Raw genomic sequence first — 16,090 nt, 5'->3', positions numbered from 1 at the left:
GCGAAAAGTCCGCAACCGTGGTCAAATACGGCACCATGGACCGCAAAGATCCCGAGACCGGCGACGAAAAGACCGTCGGCTATGCCAAGGCTTACCGGGTGTTCAATTCCGATCAGATCGACGGCATGCCCGAGAAAGACCACGCCGCCCCGGTCGAAGAACCGCGCGATCTCGGCACCGAGGCCGATCCGGCGCTTGAGGCGTTCTTTGATGCAACCGGCATCGCGCGCCGCACCAGCGACGACCCGCGCGCCTATTACGATATCGCCGGGGATTTCGTGCATATGCCGCCTGTGGCGACTTTCCACGATGCGGGCGGATATTTTGCGACCCTCGCGCACGAATGCTGCCACGCGACCGGCGCAGCCCACCGGCTGGACCGCTTCACCCGGTTCAGCGACAGGGCATCTTATGCGTTCGAAGAGCTCTGCGCTGAGCTTGGGCAAGTGATGATTTGCGCGCAACTCGGCCTGACGCCTGATTTCGGGCAATCGGCGGCCTATTGTCAATCGTGGCTGCGGGCGCTGAAAGATGACCGCCGGATGATCTTCAAGGCCGCGACCGAGGCGCAGAAGGACGCCGACTGGCTGATGCGCACCGCCCCCGCCGGCTTGATCGCGGAAAGGGCCGCCGCATGAGCGGCCCGACCCCCCTGCCCGTCCTGACCTGCCGCAAATGCGGCAGCGTCAACCCGCTGGTGTTTCTCGCGCCCGTGACCGTGCCGGGCGAGCCGGTCGGAACCTGCATCTGCATGTCCTGCGCGATGGCGCGCGGCTGGCTCGACGGAGACGGCAATCTGAAACCCGGCATCGAGCTTTAGAGGGTGACGCCATGATCTATGAATTGCGAGACCATCCCGACGATCTGCCGATCCCCTGCGATACGCTGGAAGACGCACGCCACAGGGCGCGGCGACGGGCGGAACGGTTCGGCATCGCGGTCCTGATCTATGAGATCGACCCTTATAGGGGCGAACGCTTCATCGAGGAAATCACCTGAGGACGATCCCCGGCCAGCAGCGATCTGGCCGGGGGTGAATTTCGCGGCCAGGATTGACGGCTGCGCCGCCCCTCCTGGCCGCGCCGGCGCCGCTGGCGCAGCGCCGGGAACGGAGAGGCAAGGACAATCGACGGAAGTGGTGCGGCCCGCAGGCGCAGCCGAGGACATGCACAGCCCCAGCCATTGCCATCCTTCCCGCTGCCGGTTTGGCGATCGCTTGGCTCCGTGGCCGGTTGGTCCTGTTCCTGCAAGGGGCGTTTCTCATTGATGAAACATGACAGGGCAGCGCGGCGGACGGCCGTCGGCCTTCAACGACGAATTTCCCCTGGCCTGCGGCCATTCCTCGCGCCCCAAATTCGCCTTTGACAGCCGCTCGGTCTGCCCTGTCCGCAGGGTTTCATCGAAACACAAGCAGGAAAGGAAAATCCAATGGCCACCGAAAACATGAAGCTCCGCGTCAAAACCGGCGAGAAGGACGGCAAGAACTTCTGGGACGACTGCGGCGTCCTCTTCATCAACCGCAACCCCGCCGGTGAGATCACCTCGATCCAGGTCCGCCACAACATGTTCCCCGGCGTCGATATGGTCGCCTTCCCGAAACGGGCGGACGACCAAGAATGACCAGCCTTGCAGCTGACACCGGCTGAGGCGGGTCTTGCTGTCCGGCTGGCAGTCGCGCGGCACCTTTTGGCCAGTACCGATCAATCGGTCACCCGGATCGAAGCCGCCTCCGGCTTCTGCGACGCCTCTCATTTCTGCACGGTCTTCCGCATTTGCGAAGGGTAGCGACCCGAAGCCTGGAGATAAAGAAATCGCGCGCAAGATGCGCGCGATCTGTTTGTTTGATCCAGGGGCGGGCGTGGTAGAGGTTGCCAAAGCCCTGTGATGTGCCTCCCCTTTGCCGTCGGCCTGACCTCGCTCACGTTACCTGCTTGCTCAGGCGGCGTCCCGCGGCCGTTCGGATTCCTCCGCGAGATGCTCCATCGACAAACATCGAATAATGGCGACGGCCATGAGCACCATGATTAGCGAGAACGGCAGAGCCGCGATGATCGCAGCCGTCTGCAAGGTGCTCAGCGCGGCACTGCCGCCGGCCACCAGCAAGACCGCGGCCACGATCCCCTCGAGGGAACCCCAGATGACCCGGTGGCGGTACATCGGGTGTTCGTTGCCTTCGCTCAGGATCGTCGCGACGACCAGGGTTCCCGAGTCAGACGAGGTGACGAAATAAGTCGTCACCAGGATCGTGCCGAGTACCCCGGCAACCACGCCGATCGCGCCTACATCCATGGCTTCGAAGGTCGCGAAAAGCGCCATGGAGACGTTTGCACTCACGGCATCGGACACGCCGCCAGGCCCGACGAGCTCGGCCCAGAGCGCCGTTCCGCCATAGGCCACGATCCAGACGAAGGACAGCAGCGAGGACACTCCGACGACGCCCAGAATGAATTCCCGCACGGTGCGGCCACGGGAAACGCGCGCAACGAACACCCCCACGAAGGGTGCCCAGGAAATCCACCAACCCCAGTAGAAGGTGGTCCACCAACCCTGCCACATGTCGCTCCAACGGGTCGCTTCGGTCGGTACGCTTTCGACATAGAGGGTGAATGTGATCAGGTTGGCGGCGTAGGCGACGGTCGCTTCAAACAGGCTGACGATCAGGTACTGCGTCGGCCCCCAGGCGAAGAAGAACATCAGCAGGACAATTGTGAGCCACATGTTGACCTGCGACAGCCACTTGATGCCCCGATCGAGGCCCGACAGCACCGAGCAGAGGGCGACAGCGGTGATCGCGGCGATCAGGACAAGCTGGACCGCCTCGGAGATCGGGACCTGCCAGATATGGTTCAGACCGGCGTTGATCTGCGTCACTCCCAGCCCCAGCGACGTGGCGATGCCGAAGATCGTCGCAAACACGGCGATCACGTCGATTGCCACGCCGAGCGGCCCTTCGACGCGATCTCCGAACAGCGGATAAAGCGTGTAGCGGATCCCGAGCGGCTTTTTCAGCCGGTAGCTGACCAGGCAAAGCGCCAGCGCCACGATGCAGTAGATCGCCCAGGCGTTCAGCCCCCAGTGAAAGAACGTGACCTGAAGCGCCATGTCCGCCGCCGCCTGATTGGCTGCTCCCTCGGCAAAGGGCGTGCCCCCGGAATAGTGAAAGACTGGCTCGGCGATCGACCAGAAGATGATCCCGATCCCCTGCCCCGCCGCATAGAGCATCGCGAACCAGGTGAAGTAGCTGTATTTCGGCCGATCGTCCGGGGCACCGAGGCGGAGAGCGCCGTACTTGCTGACGGCGACCAAGATCAGAAAAACGAGAAATACTCCTGAAAGAGCTACGTACCACCAGTTGAAGAAGAACGTGACAAAGGTTCTGGCACTGTCGATCCACGCCGCGGATCCGGTCGGAAAAGCAAGGACCAGGAACACGAAGAGAAGGATCACGGCAGCCGAGATCAGGGATGAGTTCGGATTCACCCCCCTGAATACTCCGGATCGAATTAGCATCTTTATCTCTCCCATTGGGTGCATGGATTCCGCGCGCCTCCTCACCCCTGCGCTCGGATATTTCGTTCAAGTCAATTCGTGTTCGCCCGGCAGCACATGGCAGCTTTCGGGCGCCCATTGCACGAGAACCTCCAAGCCCGTATGCAGGGCCAGCGAGGTCAACTCGCCGTGGCTTTTCTGGACCTTGATTTCACGTCCGTCCGCGGCCTCGAGAAAGACCATCGCGGATCCGCCGATGAATTCTTCGCCCGCGACACTGGCTGCAATCCCGGTCTGGCCGCAGTCGGGCCGGCTCATTTGCATGTTCTCGGTACTGACGATGAAGGTCACCGCCTTGCCTTCCGACGCATCCGGCAGTTCGCTCCTCGGCAGCATCATTTCGCCGCCTTCGAAGGCGAACCGAACTCGGCGCGCAGCGCCTGGACGATGCCCATGGTGCAGACGTCCAGCAGGATATCGCCCTTCTCGGCGGTCGCGTCCTTCGGCGAGGACAGCGTGCCGCTTGCCGGCGTCCAGTCGCGCTTCGCCGGATAGACGTCATATGGCGGAAACGTCGCGGGAGCGTGTTCGACCGCGTCCTTGAGCGACACGAGGTCGGGGTGCAGGCGCAGCATCAGCGACGTCTCCAGAACACCACCGTGTTCGATGTCCCACCCGAGAAAGCCTTCGGGATAAAGCTTGTCGATCGCGGTCTGATCCACGAAGTCCCAATAGGACAGAACCACGACCTTGACGTCGTGGATATCGCCCCAGCCCAGTTCGCGCAGCGCGAGGTCGATGGCTTCGGTGATGAACCACGAGTTCTCGAAATGCCCGTTGACGATGCACAGGTTGCGCACGCCGTGCCGCACGAATTCCTTGACCACGTCCTTAAGCGCATTGACGAGGCTCGCCCCATCGAGGCTGGTCGTTCCCGGGAAAAAGTTCCCGCCGCCCGACTTCTGGTGCGACTTGTATCCGTATGTGAACGGTGGCGCGACAAGGGCGCCGACCTGTTCCGCAGCGCGGCGCGCGAATTCGGTCGGCAGCAGGACATCGACATGCATCGGCATGTGATGCCCGTGCTGTTCCATGGACCCCAGGGGGATCAGGACAGGCACCTCGCCCCCTTGAACCCGCTTCTGGTAGTCGGGCCAGGGCAACTCAGCGGCGAAGACGGTAGACTGTGGCATTACACCCCCCGCATCTCAATATCGCCAGACCGTAGGGCACCTTGCCTTTTGATTTAAATTTATAGTAACAATACTTAAATAAGGATTGTTAATGATGCGCCGGTTCACCAACCTCCGAACGGACTTGCTGCGGACCTTCGTGACTGTCGCCGACTTGCGCAGCTACACCGAAACAGGGATCGTACTGGGTCGGACGCAGCCGGCGATCTCCCTGCAGATCAAGCGCCTGGAAGAAATAGCGGGCAGCAAGTTGGTCGATATCCAGGGAAAGCAGATCGAGCTGACGCCGGAAGGGCAAACACTTTTGGGCTATGCGCGCGAGATACTGCGCCTCAATGATCGCGCCGTCGCCAACCTGCAACAGGCGGCTTTCCTTGGGACCCTGCGGATCGGCCTACCGGTCGACTACTCCATCGACTTCTTCCAGAGCATCATCGCGCGGTTTTCTGCCGACAACCCGGCCGTCCTGCTGGACATCCGGTGCGACTGGAGCAGAAAGCTGCTGTCGGCACTGCATGTCGATGATCTCGACATGACGATCGCCGTAACCGACGCGATGCCTGCACCGCATGTCTCGATCTATTGGTCAGAACGGCCGGTCTGGGCATGCGAACGAGATTGTCGGATCGACCCGGACCAACCGCTGAAGATCGTCGCACACCCGCAGGGCTGTCCGTATCGCAAGCGCATGATCGACGCGCTGAATTCCGAAGGCCGGGACTGGCGCGTATCTTTCGAGAGCCTCGGGGTGTCCGCCCTCCAGAAGGCGGTCCTGCATGGCATGGGCGTCACCGCGCTCACAAAGAAGACGCTGATGCCCGGCATGCGCATTCTCACGCCGAGCGACGGGTTTCCGCAGCTGTCGAAAATCCATGTCGGGCTGTTCTACAAGCATGTGAAGATGTCGGATGCCGCTCTCAGGCTCATCGAACAGATCACGGAAGAGGTTTCGACTTTCCGCCTGCCGACCCGTACGCGGGCGGGATGACGGACATCGCAGTAAATTTGCAATCCTTATGGTCTCATCATTTCAATTAATTTTTCGTCGCGATCAGGCGCTGCTACGGACATATGAACACCGCAAGCAGGAAGGATCCTCGAGATGGACGGTAACACCCACGTCGCTGACATGCTTCACGTCATGGAATGGCACAACGGAGAGAAGGAGTTCTCTCCTTTCTCGGATGCCGAAATGGCTCGTCGCCAGAACGAGTTGCGCGATTGGATGGCCAAGAACGACGTCGATGCGTCGCTCTTCACGTCGTACCACTGCATCAACTATTACAGCGGATGGCTTTACTGCTATTTCGGCCGCAAATACGGCATGGTCATCGACCAGAAGAATGCCACCACGATTTCCGCCGGGATCGACGGTGGCCAGCCCTTCCGCCGGAGCTTTGGCAACAACATCACGTACACGGACTGGCGTCGCGACAACTTCTATCGTGCGATCCAGCAGCTGACGCCAGGCGCCAAGCGCGTCGGCATCGAGTTCGACCACGTCTCGCTCGAGTATCGCCAGCTTCTGCAGGACGCCCTGCCCGGCGTCGAGTTCGTCGATGTCGGCCAGCCAGCCATGTGGATGCGCACGATCAAGTCCGCCGAAGAGATCAAGCTTATCAAGGAAGGGGCGCGCGTCGCCGATGTGGGTGGGGCCGCTGTTGCCGCCGCCGTCAAGGCGGGGGTTCCCGAGCATGAAGTCGCGATCGCCGGCACCAACGCGATGATCCGCGAAATCGCTAGCTCGTTCCCCTTCGTGGAACTCATGGACACCTGGACCTGGTTCCAGTCCGGCATCAATACCGACGGCGCGCACAACCCCGTGACCAACAAGAAGGTGCAGTCGGGCGAAATCCTGTCGCTCAACACCTTCCCGATGATCTTCGGCTACTACACGGCGCTGGAACGCACCCTGTTCTGCGATCACGTGGACGATGCCAGCCTTGACATCTGGGAGAAGAACGTGAAGGTCCATGAACGCGGTCTGGAGCTGATCAAGCCCGGCGCGCGCTGCATGGAAATCGCGATCGAACTCAACGAGATGTATCGCGAATGGGATCTGCTGAAGTACCGGTCGTTCGGCTACGGGCATAGTTTCGGCGTGCTGAGCCACTATTACGGTCGTGAGGCCGGTGTCGAACTGCGTGAGGATATCGACACCGTGCTCAAGCCCGGCATGGTGGTCTCCATGGAGCCCATGGTAATGATCCCGGAGGGTCAGCCGGGTGCCGGCGGGTACCGCGAACATGACATCCTGGTCATCGGTGAAGACAACACGGTCGAGAACATCACCGGCTTCCCCTACGGCCCCGAGCACAATGTCATCAAGAACTAGGGCCAACGCGATTTCGATAGCGAACGCGATTGCCACGACCAGCGCCTTTTTGGCGCTGGTCGTCACGGTCGTTCTCCTGTCTCGTGAAGTTCAGGGGCTCGGTTACACGGTGATTGCGGTTGGATCCGGCGTTTCTCTCACGATGCAAACCAGTGCCCGCAACAACCCAAGTTCAGGCAGTTTATCAGATCCTGAAAGCCCGTCTGTTCTGGCGCAGGGTTCCGAACCCCGTTGAACTCTCTTTCGACAAGGTGAACTGCCCCGAATTCTACGGAAGCACGGCTTTATGAGTGCTCTGATCCCCGACACTCATCCAGGTGACGCCGGAGTCCGAGTTTCATTTGCACTGCTCCCCAATCTTGGACCGCCGGAAGCTGGATTTTTCCGGCCGTCTCACGATGACGGCTGATGGCGCCATCGGGATAATGCAGGGCAATCGGGACGTTGGATCCGATCGCGCCGTGGGGTCGGTCCTCGTCGTAGTGTCTACGCGAGTCTTCCAGCTTTTCACGGGCATCGGCAAGGCTCACGAACCAGTGTGCGTTCAGGCACTCCGTCCGCGATTGGCTGCGCGCTCTTGCCCTTCGCGCGAAGGCCGCGATGCTGGGATGGTCGCACCCGTCAATCGGAGACCGCATGTCGCTCAGCCAGATCCAGATCATCCGCTCCCTCGGCGAGGCGCTGCAATGGCTCGAAAGGGAGCTCTCCTGGGGCACGCCTCTGGGCGAGCTGAACCATCTGACCGGCCGGATCGGCGAACTCTATGCCGCAATGATCACCCGCGGGCAGATGGCCGGCGCGGTGAACCAGCAGGGCTATGATGTCGTTTCTGCCGACGGCGAGCGCATCCAGGTTAAGACCATCACCAGTTCAGGCCATGTCAGCTTCCGCAAATCCACCATCGGGCAGGCCGATCGGGTCATGATCCTGAAGCTCGAACTCGACGAGGACGAACCCTCCATCATCGAGCTGCTCGACGCACCGATCGCCGATTTGATTCCCCGGCTCCGGGACAGCGGCACCAAGCTCTCATACAACATCTCCCGCCGGTCTGGCCCGGCACCCGATCTCTCGCGGCTGAAGCGTGTCTCCGTGGCGCTCTGGCGCGACATCCGCGTGGCGCAGCTGGAAAACGGCTCGATCCTGGTCGAGCGCGAGGACCTGCCCGTGGCGCCTGCAAAGCCGGTCCTTCGCGAGATCGCCCGGGATATCGGCGTCGATATCCTCTCGGGATCCGGCCGGCCAAAGAATACGCGGGCGCTCGGCTCGGACATCATCAAGGCGCTCGGCTAGCGCGGCGCGGGCCCCGTCAGGGCCCGGCCGCGATCTCGCTCATCCCCCCATACCCGCGCCGCAGTTTGCGCCTTCGCCAGGCCTCGGCTTCCGTCGCCGCGGCCTCGGCGGTCTCGAACCATTCTCGGCGCTCGCGGCCGATCGCGCCGGTCCGGCCCCAGCTGCGGATCAGGACGGCGCCGCCGAACAGGTCGGGGGCGGTCTCGAGGCGGTAGAACCGCGCCATGTTCCGGACGGGGTCGCGGCGCCAGAGGCAGTGAATTTCGGCAGCAGGCTGGGTCATGCCGCCAGTCTCGGCCGGCCTGTCCGCGCGGTCCAACGACAATTCCGAATCGAACCGGCCTGACCTATTCACCGCGTTGATGGATCGCCGCGATCGTCCAGAGCGGGCCCGGTCGACGCGGGCCGCATCACAGCCGCGCGGTCCAGAGCCGGAACCGGCTGGCGCCGGTGGTCTCGCGCACGAGATCCATGCCGGCCAGCCGGGCCAGCAGGCGTTCGGCGGTATCGCGGCTGACCTCGGCGGTTTCCGCGACCATCGCGGGCGTCACCAGCGGCGTCGCGACCAGCGCCGCGATGACCCGCGCCGGGTTGGCCCCCTTGATCCGGGCGGTCATCCGCAGCGCCTGCGCCTGCCAGGCGGCGAGCCGCGCAAGTTCGGTGCGCGCCTCCCGGGCGCCGGTCGCGATGGCGCCGTACCAGGCCGCCAGACGCTGCGCCGGCGCGCCGCCCGCAAGGCGCAGGCCGCGGCGGGCCGTGCCGAACGGCACGAAGCCGGCATGCTCGCAGGCGCCCGCCATCGCGCGCGCCGCCCAGCAGGCCGGCTCGATGACATCGCCCTCGGGCGACAGGTCCGAGAGCCGCCACAAGACCTCGCCGAACGCCGCGCGGGTCAGCGGATGCAGCATCTCGGCCTCGGCCTGCCGCGCCCGGAACGCGGTCTCCGCCGCGTCGAATTCCGCGCCCGTCGCCCGGCCGCGCCAGGGCAGGTCGGCCAGCAGATCGGGGGCGGCCTGCAGCGCCAGGAAGTCGCGCAGATCCTGAAGCCGCCCCCTGCCCTGCAGGCGCCGTACCGCCCACCGTCCCGCGCGCAGCGCCTCGGGATCGCTGTTCGCCCGCGCCTCCATCATGTCGCGGCCCAGATCCTCGGCCGGCAGCGGCGTCCCGGCGACCCAGAGCAGCGTCTCTGTCTCGCGGATGGCCAGCCGCGACAGCACGCCCGGCCGCAGTCCGGTCCCGTCCAGCATCGCCAGGGCGCCGTCGAACCGACCCAGCGCCATCGCCGCCCGCGCGAGTTCCGGCGCCAGATCGGCCTCGGCCCGCCGCCAGGCCAGCGGATCGACCAGGGGAGGGTGCCCGGCGCCGGAACCGGGGCCAGAACGCCCCGGCTGGGCGCCTTCGAGACCCTCCTCGGGCACCATCATCTCTGGATCGCCACCACTCATGGCCGCAGAATACGCCAATTATGCGGCGTACTGAAGGGGGACCATACAGCTGCCCATCACTCTCGATAAGGTACACTTATCAAGTGTCTTGGCTTGAGCGCGAATTTCACTATCATGGCGTCAGGAAATCGCCCCGAGGCCCCGCATGTCCCCGTCAGCCGAGCGTGTCGACCCCTTCCGCCGCGGCCGCCCGCAGCAGCGCCCGATCGCAGCTGGTCAAGACGCCGCCCTGCCGCAGCGCGCATTCCAGGTAGAGCGCATCATAGGCGGTCAACCCGTGCCGGCGGGCGAGATCCATCACCACCGGCGCGGATGGCGCGATATCGAGCACGATCCCGAGGGCCTCGAGCGGCTCCAGGATCTGTTCCGCCATGCCGACGGGCAGCCGCCCGCGCCGTTCGCTGACCAGCAGGATGTTGCGCAGCTCGACCCACAGGAGCCATGGCGCGACCACGCTGTCCCCCGCCGCGAGGGCGGCGTCCAGGTGGGGACCCGTCTCGTCCGGCATGACCCAGGCCATCAGCGCCGAGGCGTCCGGAATCAAGATCACCGCCGGCCCTCATCCCGTGCCGACAGGATCTCGTCGGCGCTCAGGGCGATACCGCGGCCTGCCAGCCGCGCGCGCAGCGTCCGGATTCCGCGAAGTCCGGCGATCCGATCGGCGGCTGGCCCGGCGGGCACAAGTCGCGCCACCGGCCTGCCGCGCCGGGTGATGAGGACCGATTCACCGGCCTCCGCGGCCGCCAGCAACTCCGAAAGATGGGTCTTCGCCTCGAAGGCGCCGATCTCACGCATGAGTCCTCCTTAAACTGGTCTGTAATCTAGCTTGTTCATGTCCGATTATCAACCCCTGCCCCTTCCCGCCCACCTGCCCGCCGCCGAGCTTGAGGCGCTGGCCAATCTCTACCGTCGCGGCACCCCCGAAAACACCCTGCGCGCCTGGGAGCGCGACCTGGCCTATATCACCGCCTGGAAGCTGGCCGCCTTCGGCGCCGCGCTGGACTGGCCCGAGACCGAGGCGGTGGCGCTGCGCTTTGTCCTCGACCACGCCGCCGATCTGACCGAGGCCGCCGGCCCGGCCCGCGCGGCGGCCGAGGCGCTGATCGCGGCCGGGCTCCGGCGCAGCCTCGCCTGCCCTGCCCCGTCGACGCTGGACCGCCGCATCGCCTCCTGGCGGGCCTTTCACCGCATGAAGAACCTCGCCTCGCCCTTCGAGGCGCCGCTGATCCGGCAGGCGCGGGCCAAGGCGCGGCGGGCGGCCGCCCGGCCCCGCCGGCGCAAATCCGAACATCCGATCACCCGTGAGGTCCTGGAGGCGATGCTGGCCACCTGCGACCACAGCCATCGCGGGTTGCGCGACCGGGCCGCGCTGATGCTGGGCTGGGCCTCGGGCGGGCGCAGACGGTCCGAGATCGTGGCGCTGAACCGCGACGACATCGACGATCGGGACTTCGCGGCGGACGGGCTGCTGCGGATCCGGCTGCTGACCACCAAGACCACCGGTCCCGATGCCGCGCCGCGCCTGCCGCTGAAGGGCCGCGCCGCGCGCGCGGTGATGCGCTGGATCGCCGCCGCCCGGATCGCCGAGGGGCCGCTGTTCCGGCCGGTCAGCCTGGCCGACCGGCCCCTGCCCCGGCGGCTCAGCGCGCATGGCCTGTCGGTGCTGCTGCGCCACCGGCTGGAGCTGGCCGGCTATCCGCCGGGCTTCGCCAGCGCCCATGGGCTGCGCGCCGGATTCCTGACCCAGGCCGCGCTGGACGGCGCCCCCCTGCCCGCCGCCATGCAGCTGAGCCTGCACCGCAGCCTCAACCAGGCACAGCAATACTATGCCGATGTCGACATCACAAAAAACCCCGCAACAGATCTGCTGGAGGACTAGAGGCGCCTCGACGGACGGTTTCGCAGCGAAACCCGGATCATTTCTCAAGCAGCGCCTGGATTTCCAGCATCAGGCTGTCCACCAGATCGGAAGTGATTGCATCGCCTTCCAGTCGAAGGACATGGCCCTTGCTGTCGGTCGCCCGACGTATCGTGATACCGCTGGAGGTACGCAAGGTCTTGTCATCGATCCAACCAAGACCGGCCGGTTTTGCCTTCGGACGCCCGCCGCGACCGGGATCCCGCGAATCTTGGTCCAGCTTGCGGATGGCGGGTTCGATCATCGACCATTCTTCTTCGGCGTCAGCCGGGGTGTATTGCGATAGCGCCTCGCGCAACTTACCTTCCGCTCCCCGCCGCAACGCGCCCGCAAGCTGCAAGCCGCGCCGTTCGGTCAGGCACTCGGGGAATTGCAGCATATCGCCTAGTTCCTCGAATATCGCCGCGAAGGACCGGATCTTCGATCGTTTGGCCTTGGAGCCGGTCGCAAACAGCCTCGCTACGGCTTCTTCGGTGTTGGCAAAAGCCCCCTGATCGGCGGCAATAACGGCTATCCGGCCGCGTTCAAAATGGCTGAGTTCCTCGCGAACCTCGTTCTCCTCGATCATCGACACGAAGGCGCCGCCGCTGTCCTCGCGTGGCCGGATCACCGCGCGAATGCTGCGATACTTGTCGGCCTCGGTCAGTTCCAGTAAGTTGCGGGTCGCAAGCAGTCGGCGATAGCCGGACAGCAGTCCATAGCGTTGCCCTTCCCTGCCCGGCTTTTCCAGTTCGAACACCTCGATCGGTAGACGCAACCCGTATGCCGCGATCGACTGTCGCAGCTCCTGCATGTCATCTTCGCTCAATGTCAGCCGATCCCTGATCATCGCGCCTTCGTCGATGTCATCGACCGGCAACTCGACCATTAGCAACCCCTGCTCCTGCGCGGCGCGCAGCCTCGCGGCGTCGGCCTCGAGTCGGGCGCGAACCGCGCGGGCATCCGCGTTTTCGGTTTGCGCCAGGGCGGCGCTGTCGGCCGCCACCTGCGCGATCGGCGCGATCCCCCGCACTGGCGTGTGCCGGTCAGAGGTTTCGCTGCGAAACTGCTGTTCGATCCGGTCCAGATCGGCGTTGCTGGGTGTTTCAAGACGCCTGCGCTTAACCAATTGCCTGCTCCTCCTCGTCAGCCTTTTCGGCCTGTTCCATCTGCTGATCGCGCCACCAAGCACCAAGGATGAGCTCCTTGACCTCCGCCCATGTGCGGTCGAATGTCTCGCGGCCGCGAACATAAGTATCGCGATTGAATTCGCGGTAATCGGCCTCGTAGATGCCGTTCACCTGTTCGCCGGCCTGTCCGACCATCGCAGTAAGCTCCTGACGATAGGTGGTCATAAAATCCCCGAAATAGGCCTGAATGACATTGGCCAGATCGGTCTGCTGACCGGCGTCGAAGCGCGTGATCAGCGCGCGCACGGCGTCCCATTCGAAACGCATTTCGGGCAGGCCATCACGCCGTCGGGCCGCGTTCTCGCCATCCTCGACGCTGGCGAAGGTAGAATAAAGCATGTCGAAGAATCGTCCGGTCGAATCGAATTCAAGGAAGGTCGCGCCAAGCGGCACCAGAAGGATGTCGGCGGCAGCCAGCGCGTTGATAGTCAGATAGCCAAGGGCAGGCGGAGTATCGAGAATGATGATGTCGTAATCGTTTATGATTCGGTCGTTGCTCAGACTGTTCGACAGCGCGTCCCACAGTGGCCAGCCACGCAGCCCCATTCGCCAGACCGGCACCTGAAATTCGGCCCAGTAAAGGTTCAGCTGCGCGCCAAGGAGGTCAATATTCGGCCAGTGGGTTGGCTGAATCACGTCGCGCGCACTGATCTTCAGCGCCTCGGTCAGGGTCTCATCGAAGGGCAGGGGTGCGAGATTGGCAGCCTCACGAACGCGGTTCTCATCCTGCAGGGCCAGTGCATAATCCCTAGCCAGAAGCGGGAAGGCCGTGGACCATTCGTCGGGCACTTGACCGCCCATAATCGAGGTCATGCTGCCCTGACTGTCGAGATCGATCACCAGCACCTTATAGCCGTCCAGCGCAGCCGACATGGCCAGATGCGCCGCTGTGCTGGTCTTGCCTACTCCGCCCTTAAAATTTGCTACTGCGATGGTCTTTGCCGGCAATCCTTGGGGTCGCCACGGGCGGTATTCGCGATCCGGCGCGCCCTCAGCCGCAAAGTGGTCGCGCAGGCGCAGAACCTCTTCGAGGGTGAACCACTTCGAGTTTCCTTCACCCGCACCCTGCGGCAATTCTGGGTATTTCCGCAGGACACGCCGGAAATGGGCCGGGGCGACCGGGATCAGATAGCGACACACCTCCCACGTGGAAAAACGACGCAGGCGTTTGCGCCCGTCTGGAGCATAGCCGCGTTCAGCCAGATCCTGCCGGCCGCGGGCAGCGAATGCGGCTGCTTTGGCGAATCGGGCGGTTCCGATAGGATCCGACAACCGCTGTGCGGCCCTGGCCGGGTCGATGCTGAAATAGGGGGGAAGGGGTTCCTTGCCTGACATCTCGATCCCTTTGCGATGTACTGCTTCGTTATGAGTTTTGGCAAAACTATCGCACATGCTGCGGCCCATGTGAATCGGCACAGAAGGGTTTCGCGGCGAAACCTATCAAATATTGAAGAAAGCACCGGCATAAAGCTTGTAGGAACTTTAGAGTCTTTAGAGTCTTTAATCACGAATTGATGATTTATATCAATAAATTGCGCGACGATAGGCGCCCGTTTACGGTGCCTTTGGCACCCGAATACAGGATAAAAGGGACCCGGATACGGGTGGAAGGGTCCCGATTCGCGGGAGGATGGGTATTCGCATGCGGGATAGGGCGAAAAACTGATCACTTGGGCACGGAACCATGTAAAAAACGTACCTGCTATCCCGAAAATGGGTCCCTTTAGTGCCTTTCAGAGATCAAGGTACCCGTCTGCGGGATCGGTCCGTCCTGCAGATGGGCGCCTTGACCGCCGTTGCCGGAAGGTACCTTTTCGGGCATAATGCCATCAAAACAAGACGAGCAGAACGATGGACGATATTCCCCGCGATCAGCTGTCGGGTGCGCTGCGACGTGGCGCTGTCAAGAAACATGTGGCCGCGATCCATGTGTCTGGCAAGCTGACTCTGCTACAGCGCAAGTTATCGAACGTGCTGCTCTTGAACGCCTATGATACGCTGACCAGCCGCAGCCGCCATCAGATCGACGCGCGCACGTTGTGCCTGATGATCGGCTATAACTCGAACGACATGGAGACGCTGAAGCAGTCCCTGCGCGGGCTGGCCGAGACGGTCGCCGAATGGGACATGCTGGACGAGAAGGGCCAGCAGGAATGGGGCGTGTCCAGCCTGGTCAGCTATGCCAAGCTGAAGGGCGGGGTGTGCGAATACGCATATTCGCCGGCACTGGCCGAGAAGTTGCACGATCCCAAGGTGTTCGCGCTGATCAATCTGAACATCCAGCGGCGATTCACCTCAGGGCATGCATTGGCGCTCTACGAGAACTGCTATCGCTTCGTAAGGATAGGGTCGACCGGCTGGTGGCCGCTGGACCTGTTCCGGCGGCTGATGGGGGTGGACGGCTCCAGCTATTACGAGACCTTCAAGCATCTGAACGCCAAGGTGATCAAGCCCGCCGTCGCCGAGGTGAACAAGACCAGCAACATCATCGTTACCCCTGAGACGCGCAAGCAGGGCAGGGCGGTCACCGAGATCAGGTTCCTGATCAAGGACAACCCACAGCTGGCGATTCTGGACATCGACGATGGAGAGGGGATGCGGCACGGCCCGGTCTATGCGCGGCTGCGTCAGATGGGAGTCAGCGACCGGCTGGCGCGCCAGTGGCTGAGCGTTCATGGCGAGGAACAGGTGACTGCTAAGCTGGACTATGTCGAGACGCGCAAGAACGTCAAAAGCAAGGTCGGCTATCTCAGCGCCGCGCTGGACGGCAATTTCGGTGTTGAAACGGATGATGGCGGCAGGGCAGGGACGGTCCCCATCAATGCACGGGCCGAGCGTCTGCGCCGGATTTTGGAGGTGGTGAAGGCACGCACGCCCACGCAGCGCGACGCAGACCGGCGATTGTTCCTGAGCCAACTTACAGACGGCAAGGCTCGCGACGACTTTTCCAAACACGGCTGGATGTCGCCGCTGAATGCCGCAAGAATCAGGCTGTTCTGGGCCGAGATGTCGCCGGGGCTTTTCGATGAAATTGAGGATGAGGCACCTTAGGAATAGTCGTATTGCAGCGGACGGCGCCTTCCAATCAGCGTTTCAAGGAAGCAGTCAAGTTTGATCCGGTTCTGCACCTGACAACCTACGGGCGCCGTCAGGGTGGTGGCCTATGCGCGAGATCCTTGCGCGCCTTCAGGCGGTCGGACGCTTCTTAGGCTGGTCCGGCACGATCAGCTTAGTTAGCGTCCGAGGAT

Annotated in this window: 19 protein-coding genes and 1 pseudogene; 10 read left to right on the top strand and 10 right to left on the bottom strand. The window is 63.3% G+C overall.

Going from position 1 to position 16,090, the window contains the following annotated elements:
• The 5 genes from Q5Y72_RS18430 to Q5Y72_RS18410 all read left to right on the top strand — a co-directional run.
• Window positions 1–638: ArdC family protein (locus Q5Y72_RS18430; protein ID WP_305964877.1), on the top strand; the 638-nt coding region annotated here is incomplete at its 5' end.
• Complete coding sequence (locus Q5Y72_RS18425) at window positions 635–820, top strand: hypothetical protein (RefSeq protein WP_305964876.1); 186 nt, start codon at window positions 635–637, stop codon at window positions 818–820. The genes Q5Y72_RS18430 and Q5Y72_RS18425, both read left to right, overlap by 4 nt.
• A gap of 11 nt (window positions 821–831) precedes the next feature.
• Complete coding sequence (locus tag Q5Y72_RS18420) at window positions 832–999, top strand: hypothetical protein (protein ID WP_305964875.1); 168 nt, start codon at window positions 832–834, stop codon at window positions 997–999.
• Between the two features lie 429 nt (window positions 1,000–1,428).
• A complete protein-coding gene (locus tag Q5Y72_RS18415) occupies window positions 1,429–1,620 on the top strand; it encodes a hypothetical protein (protein ID WP_305964874.1) in 192 nt (63 codons plus the stop codon).
• Window positions 1,621–1,626: 6 nt separating this feature from the next.
• A complete protein-coding gene (locus Q5Y72_RS18410) occupies window positions 1,627–1,785 on the top strand; it encodes a helix-turn-helix domain-containing protein (protein WP_305964873.1) in 159 nt (52 codons plus the stop codon).
• Window positions 1,786–1,935: 150 nt separating this feature from the next.
• Here the strand turns inward: Q5Y72_RS18410 and Q5Y72_RS18405 are convergent, their stop codons facing one another.
• The 3 genes from Q5Y72_RS18405 to Q5Y72_RS18395 form a co-directional block, all read right to left on the bottom strand.
• Window positions 1,936–3,510: a BCCT family transporter gene (locus Q5Y72_RS18405; RefSeq protein ID WP_305964872.1), complete on the bottom strand. Its 1,575-nt coding sequence runs from the start codon at window positions 3,508–3,510 to the stop codon at window positions 1,936–1,938.
• Between the two features lie 66 nt (window positions 3,511–3,576).
• On the bottom strand, window positions 3,577–3,888 hold the full coding sequence (locus tag Q5Y72_RS18400; RefSeq protein WP_305964871.1) for a TOBE domain-containing protein: 312 nt from the start codon (window positions 3,886–3,888) through the stop codon (window positions 3,577–3,579).
• Window positions 3,885–4,682 (bottom strand): creatininase, encoded by a 798-nt coding sequence (locus Q5Y72_RS18395; protein WP_305964870.1) that lies wholly within the window; start codon window positions 4,680–4,682, stop codon window positions 3,885–3,887. The genes Q5Y72_RS18400 and Q5Y72_RS18395 overlap by 4 nt, the downstream gene beginning before the upstream one ends.
• Window positions 4,683–4,773: 91 nt before the next feature.
• On the opposite strand from Q5Y72_RS18395, the gene Q5Y72_RS18390 reads away from it, so the two are divergent.
• Entirely contained in the window at window positions 4,774–5,670 is an 897-nt protein-coding gene (locus Q5Y72_RS18390; protein ID WP_305964869.1) for a LysR substrate-binding domain-containing protein, read from the top strand.
• Window positions 5,671–5,784: 114 nt separating this feature from the next.
• A complete protein-coding gene (locus Q5Y72_RS18385; protein WP_305964868.1) occupies window positions 5,785–7,017 on the top strand; it encodes a M24 family metallopeptidase in 1,233 nt (410 codons plus the stop codon).
• A gap of 428 nt (window positions 7,018–7,445) precedes the next feature.
• Here Q5Y72_RS18385 and Q5Y72_RS18380 read toward each other — a convergent pair.
• Window positions 7,446–7,622 (bottom strand): annotated as a pseudogene (locus Q5Y72_RS18380) (integrase core domain-containing protein); the annotation flags it as partial.
• 31 nt (window positions 7,623–7,653) lie between these two features.
• On the opposite strand from Q5Y72_RS18380, the gene Q5Y72_RS18375 reads away from it, so the two are divergent.
• Entirely contained in the window at window positions 7,654–8,310 is a 657-nt protein-coding gene (locus Q5Y72_RS18375) for a DUF6998 domain-containing protein (RefSeq protein ID WP_305964867.1), read from the top strand.
• 16 nt (window positions 8,311–8,326) lie between these two features.
• Here Q5Y72_RS18375 and Q5Y72_RS18370 read toward each other — a convergent pair whose 3' ends face one another.
• The 4 genes from Q5Y72_RS18370 to Q5Y72_RS18355 all read right to left on the bottom strand — a co-directional run bounded on the left by Q5Y72_RS18370 (window position 8,327) and on the right by Q5Y72_RS18355 (window position 10,550).
• Window positions 8,327–8,593, bottom strand: coding sequence for a WGR domain-containing protein (locus Q5Y72_RS18370; protein WP_305964866.1), 267 nt, complete (start codon window positions 8,591–8,593; stop codon window positions 8,327–8,329).
• Between the two features lie 127 nt (window positions 8,594–8,720).
• Window positions 8,721–9,755, bottom strand: coding sequence for a helix-turn-helix domain-containing protein (locus Q5Y72_RS18365; RefSeq protein ID WP_305964865.1), 1,035 nt, complete (start codon window positions 9,753–9,755; stop codon window positions 8,721–8,723).
• Window positions 9,756–9,909: 154 nt separating this feature from the next.
• Window positions 9,910–10,305, bottom strand: coding sequence for a type II toxin-antitoxin system VapC family toxin (locus tag Q5Y72_RS18360; RefSeq protein WP_305964864.1), 396 nt, complete (start codon window positions 10,303–10,305; stop codon window positions 9,910–9,912).
• Window positions 10,302–10,550 (bottom strand): type II toxin-antitoxin system Phd/YefM family antitoxin, encoded by a 249-nt coding sequence (locus Q5Y72_RS18355; protein ID WP_305964863.1) that lies wholly within the window; start codon window positions 10,548–10,550, stop codon window positions 10,302–10,304. The genes Q5Y72_RS18360 and Q5Y72_RS18355 overlap by 4 nt, the downstream gene beginning before the upstream one ends.
• Before the next feature lie 37 nt (window positions 10,551–10,587).
• Here Q5Y72_RS18355 and Q5Y72_RS18350 point away from each other — a divergent pair, with 37 nt between their 5' ends.
• Complete coding sequence (locus Q5Y72_RS18350; RefSeq protein ID WP_305964862.1) at window positions 10,588–11,634, top strand: tyrosine-type recombinase/integrase; 1,047 nt, start codon at window positions 10,588–10,590, stop codon at window positions 11,632–11,634.
• 37 nt (window positions 11,635–11,671) lie between these two features.
• Here the strand turns inward: Q5Y72_RS18350 and Q5Y72_RS18345 are convergent, their stop codons facing one another.
• Window positions 11,672–12,781, bottom strand: a complete 1,110-nt coding sequence (locus Q5Y72_RS18345) for a ParB/RepB/Spo0J family partition protein (protein WP_305964861.1) — start codon at window positions 12,779–12,781, stop codon at window positions 11,672–11,674.
• A complete protein-coding gene (locus Q5Y72_RS18340; RefSeq protein WP_305964878.1) occupies window positions 12,774–14,177 on the bottom strand; it encodes an AAA family ATPase in 1,404 nt (467 codons plus the stop codon). The genes Q5Y72_RS18345 and Q5Y72_RS18340 overlap by 8 nt, the downstream gene beginning before the upstream one ends.
• Before the next feature lie 516 nt (window positions 14,178–14,693).
• Between Q5Y72_RS18340 and Q5Y72_RS18335 the strand changes: the two genes are divergently transcribed.
• Window positions 14,694–15,893, top strand: a complete 1,200-nt coding sequence (locus Q5Y72_RS18335; RefSeq protein ID WP_305964860.1) for a replication initiation protein — start codon at window positions 14,694–14,696, stop codon at window positions 15,891–15,893.
• Window positions 15,894–16,090: the final 197 nt, after the last annotated feature.

This window comes from Paracoccus spongiarum (assembly GCF_030732095.1).
GTDB lineage: Bacteria > Pseudomonadota > Alphaproteobacteria > Rhodobacterales > Rhodobacteraceae > Paracoccus > Paracoccus spongiarum.
Note: the sequence above shows the minus strand (reverse complement) of the source record. Positions and strands in the feature narration are given on the sequence as shown.

What these genes read in the sequence shown, in the direction of transcription:
- Q5Y72_RS18425 (WP_305964876.1), top strand. Translation starts at nt 635, where the DNA reads ATGAGCGGCCCGACCCCCCTGCCCGTCCTGACCTGCCGCAAATGCGGC.
- Q5Y72_RS18420 (WP_305964875.1), top strand. Translation starts at nt 832, where the DNA reads ATGATCTATGAATTGCGAGACCATCCCGACGATCTGCCGATCCCCTGC.
- Q5Y72_RS18415 (WP_305964874.1), top strand. Translation starts at nt 1,429, where the DNA reads ATGGCCACCGAAAACATGAAGCTCCGCGTCAAAACCGGCGAGAAGGAC.
- Q5Y72_RS18405 (WP_305964872.1), bottom strand. Translation starts at nt 3,510, where the DNA reads ATGCTAATTCGATCCGGAGTATTCAGGGGGGTGAATCCGAACTCATCC.
- Q5Y72_RS18400 (WP_305964871.1), bottom strand. Translation starts at nt 3,888, where the DNA reads ATGATGCTGCCGAGGAGCGAACTGCCGGATGCGTCGGAAGGCAAGGCG.
- Q5Y72_RS18395 (WP_305964870.1), bottom strand. Translation starts at nt 4,682, where the DNA reads ATGCCACAGTCTACCGTCTTCGCCGCTGAGTTGCCCTGGCCCGACTAC.
- Q5Y72_RS18390 (WP_305964869.1), top strand. Translation starts at nt 4,774, where the DNA reads ATGATGCGCCGGTTCACCAACCTCCGAACGGACTTGCTGCGGACCTTC.
- Q5Y72_RS18385 (WP_305964868.1), top strand. Translation starts at nt 5,785, where the DNA reads ATGGACGGTAACACCCACGTCGCTGACATGCTTCACGTCATGGAATGG.
- Q5Y72_RS18375 (WP_305964867.1), top strand. Translation starts at nt 7,654, where the DNA reads ATGTCGCTCAGCCAGATCCAGATCATCCGCTCCCTCGGCGAGGCGCTG.
- Q5Y72_RS18370 (WP_305964866.1), bottom strand. Translation starts at nt 8,593, where the DNA reads ATGACCCAGCCTGCTGCCGAAATTCACTGCCTCTGGCGCCGCGACCCC.
- Q5Y72_RS18365 (WP_305964865.1), bottom strand. Translation starts at nt 9,755, where the DNA reads ATGAGTGGTGGCGATCCAGAGATGATGGTGCCCGAGGAGGGTCTCGAA.
- Q5Y72_RS18355 (WP_305964863.1), bottom strand. Translation starts at nt 10,550, where the DNA reads ATGCGTGAGATCGGCGCCTTCGAGGCGAAGACCCATCTTTCGGAGTTG.
- Q5Y72_RS18350 (WP_305964862.1), top strand. Translation starts at nt 10,588, where the DNA reads ATGTCCGATTATCAACCCCTGCCCCTTCCCGCCCACCTGCCCGCCGCC.
- Q5Y72_RS18340 (WP_305964878.1), bottom strand. Translation starts at nt 14,177, where the DNA reads ATGTCAGGCAAGGAACCCCTTCCCCCCTATTTCAGCATCGACCCGGCC.
- Q5Y72_RS18335 (WP_305964860.1), top strand. Translation starts at nt 14,694, where the DNA reads ATGGACGATATTCCCCGCGATCAGCTGTCGGGTGCGCTGCGACGTGGC.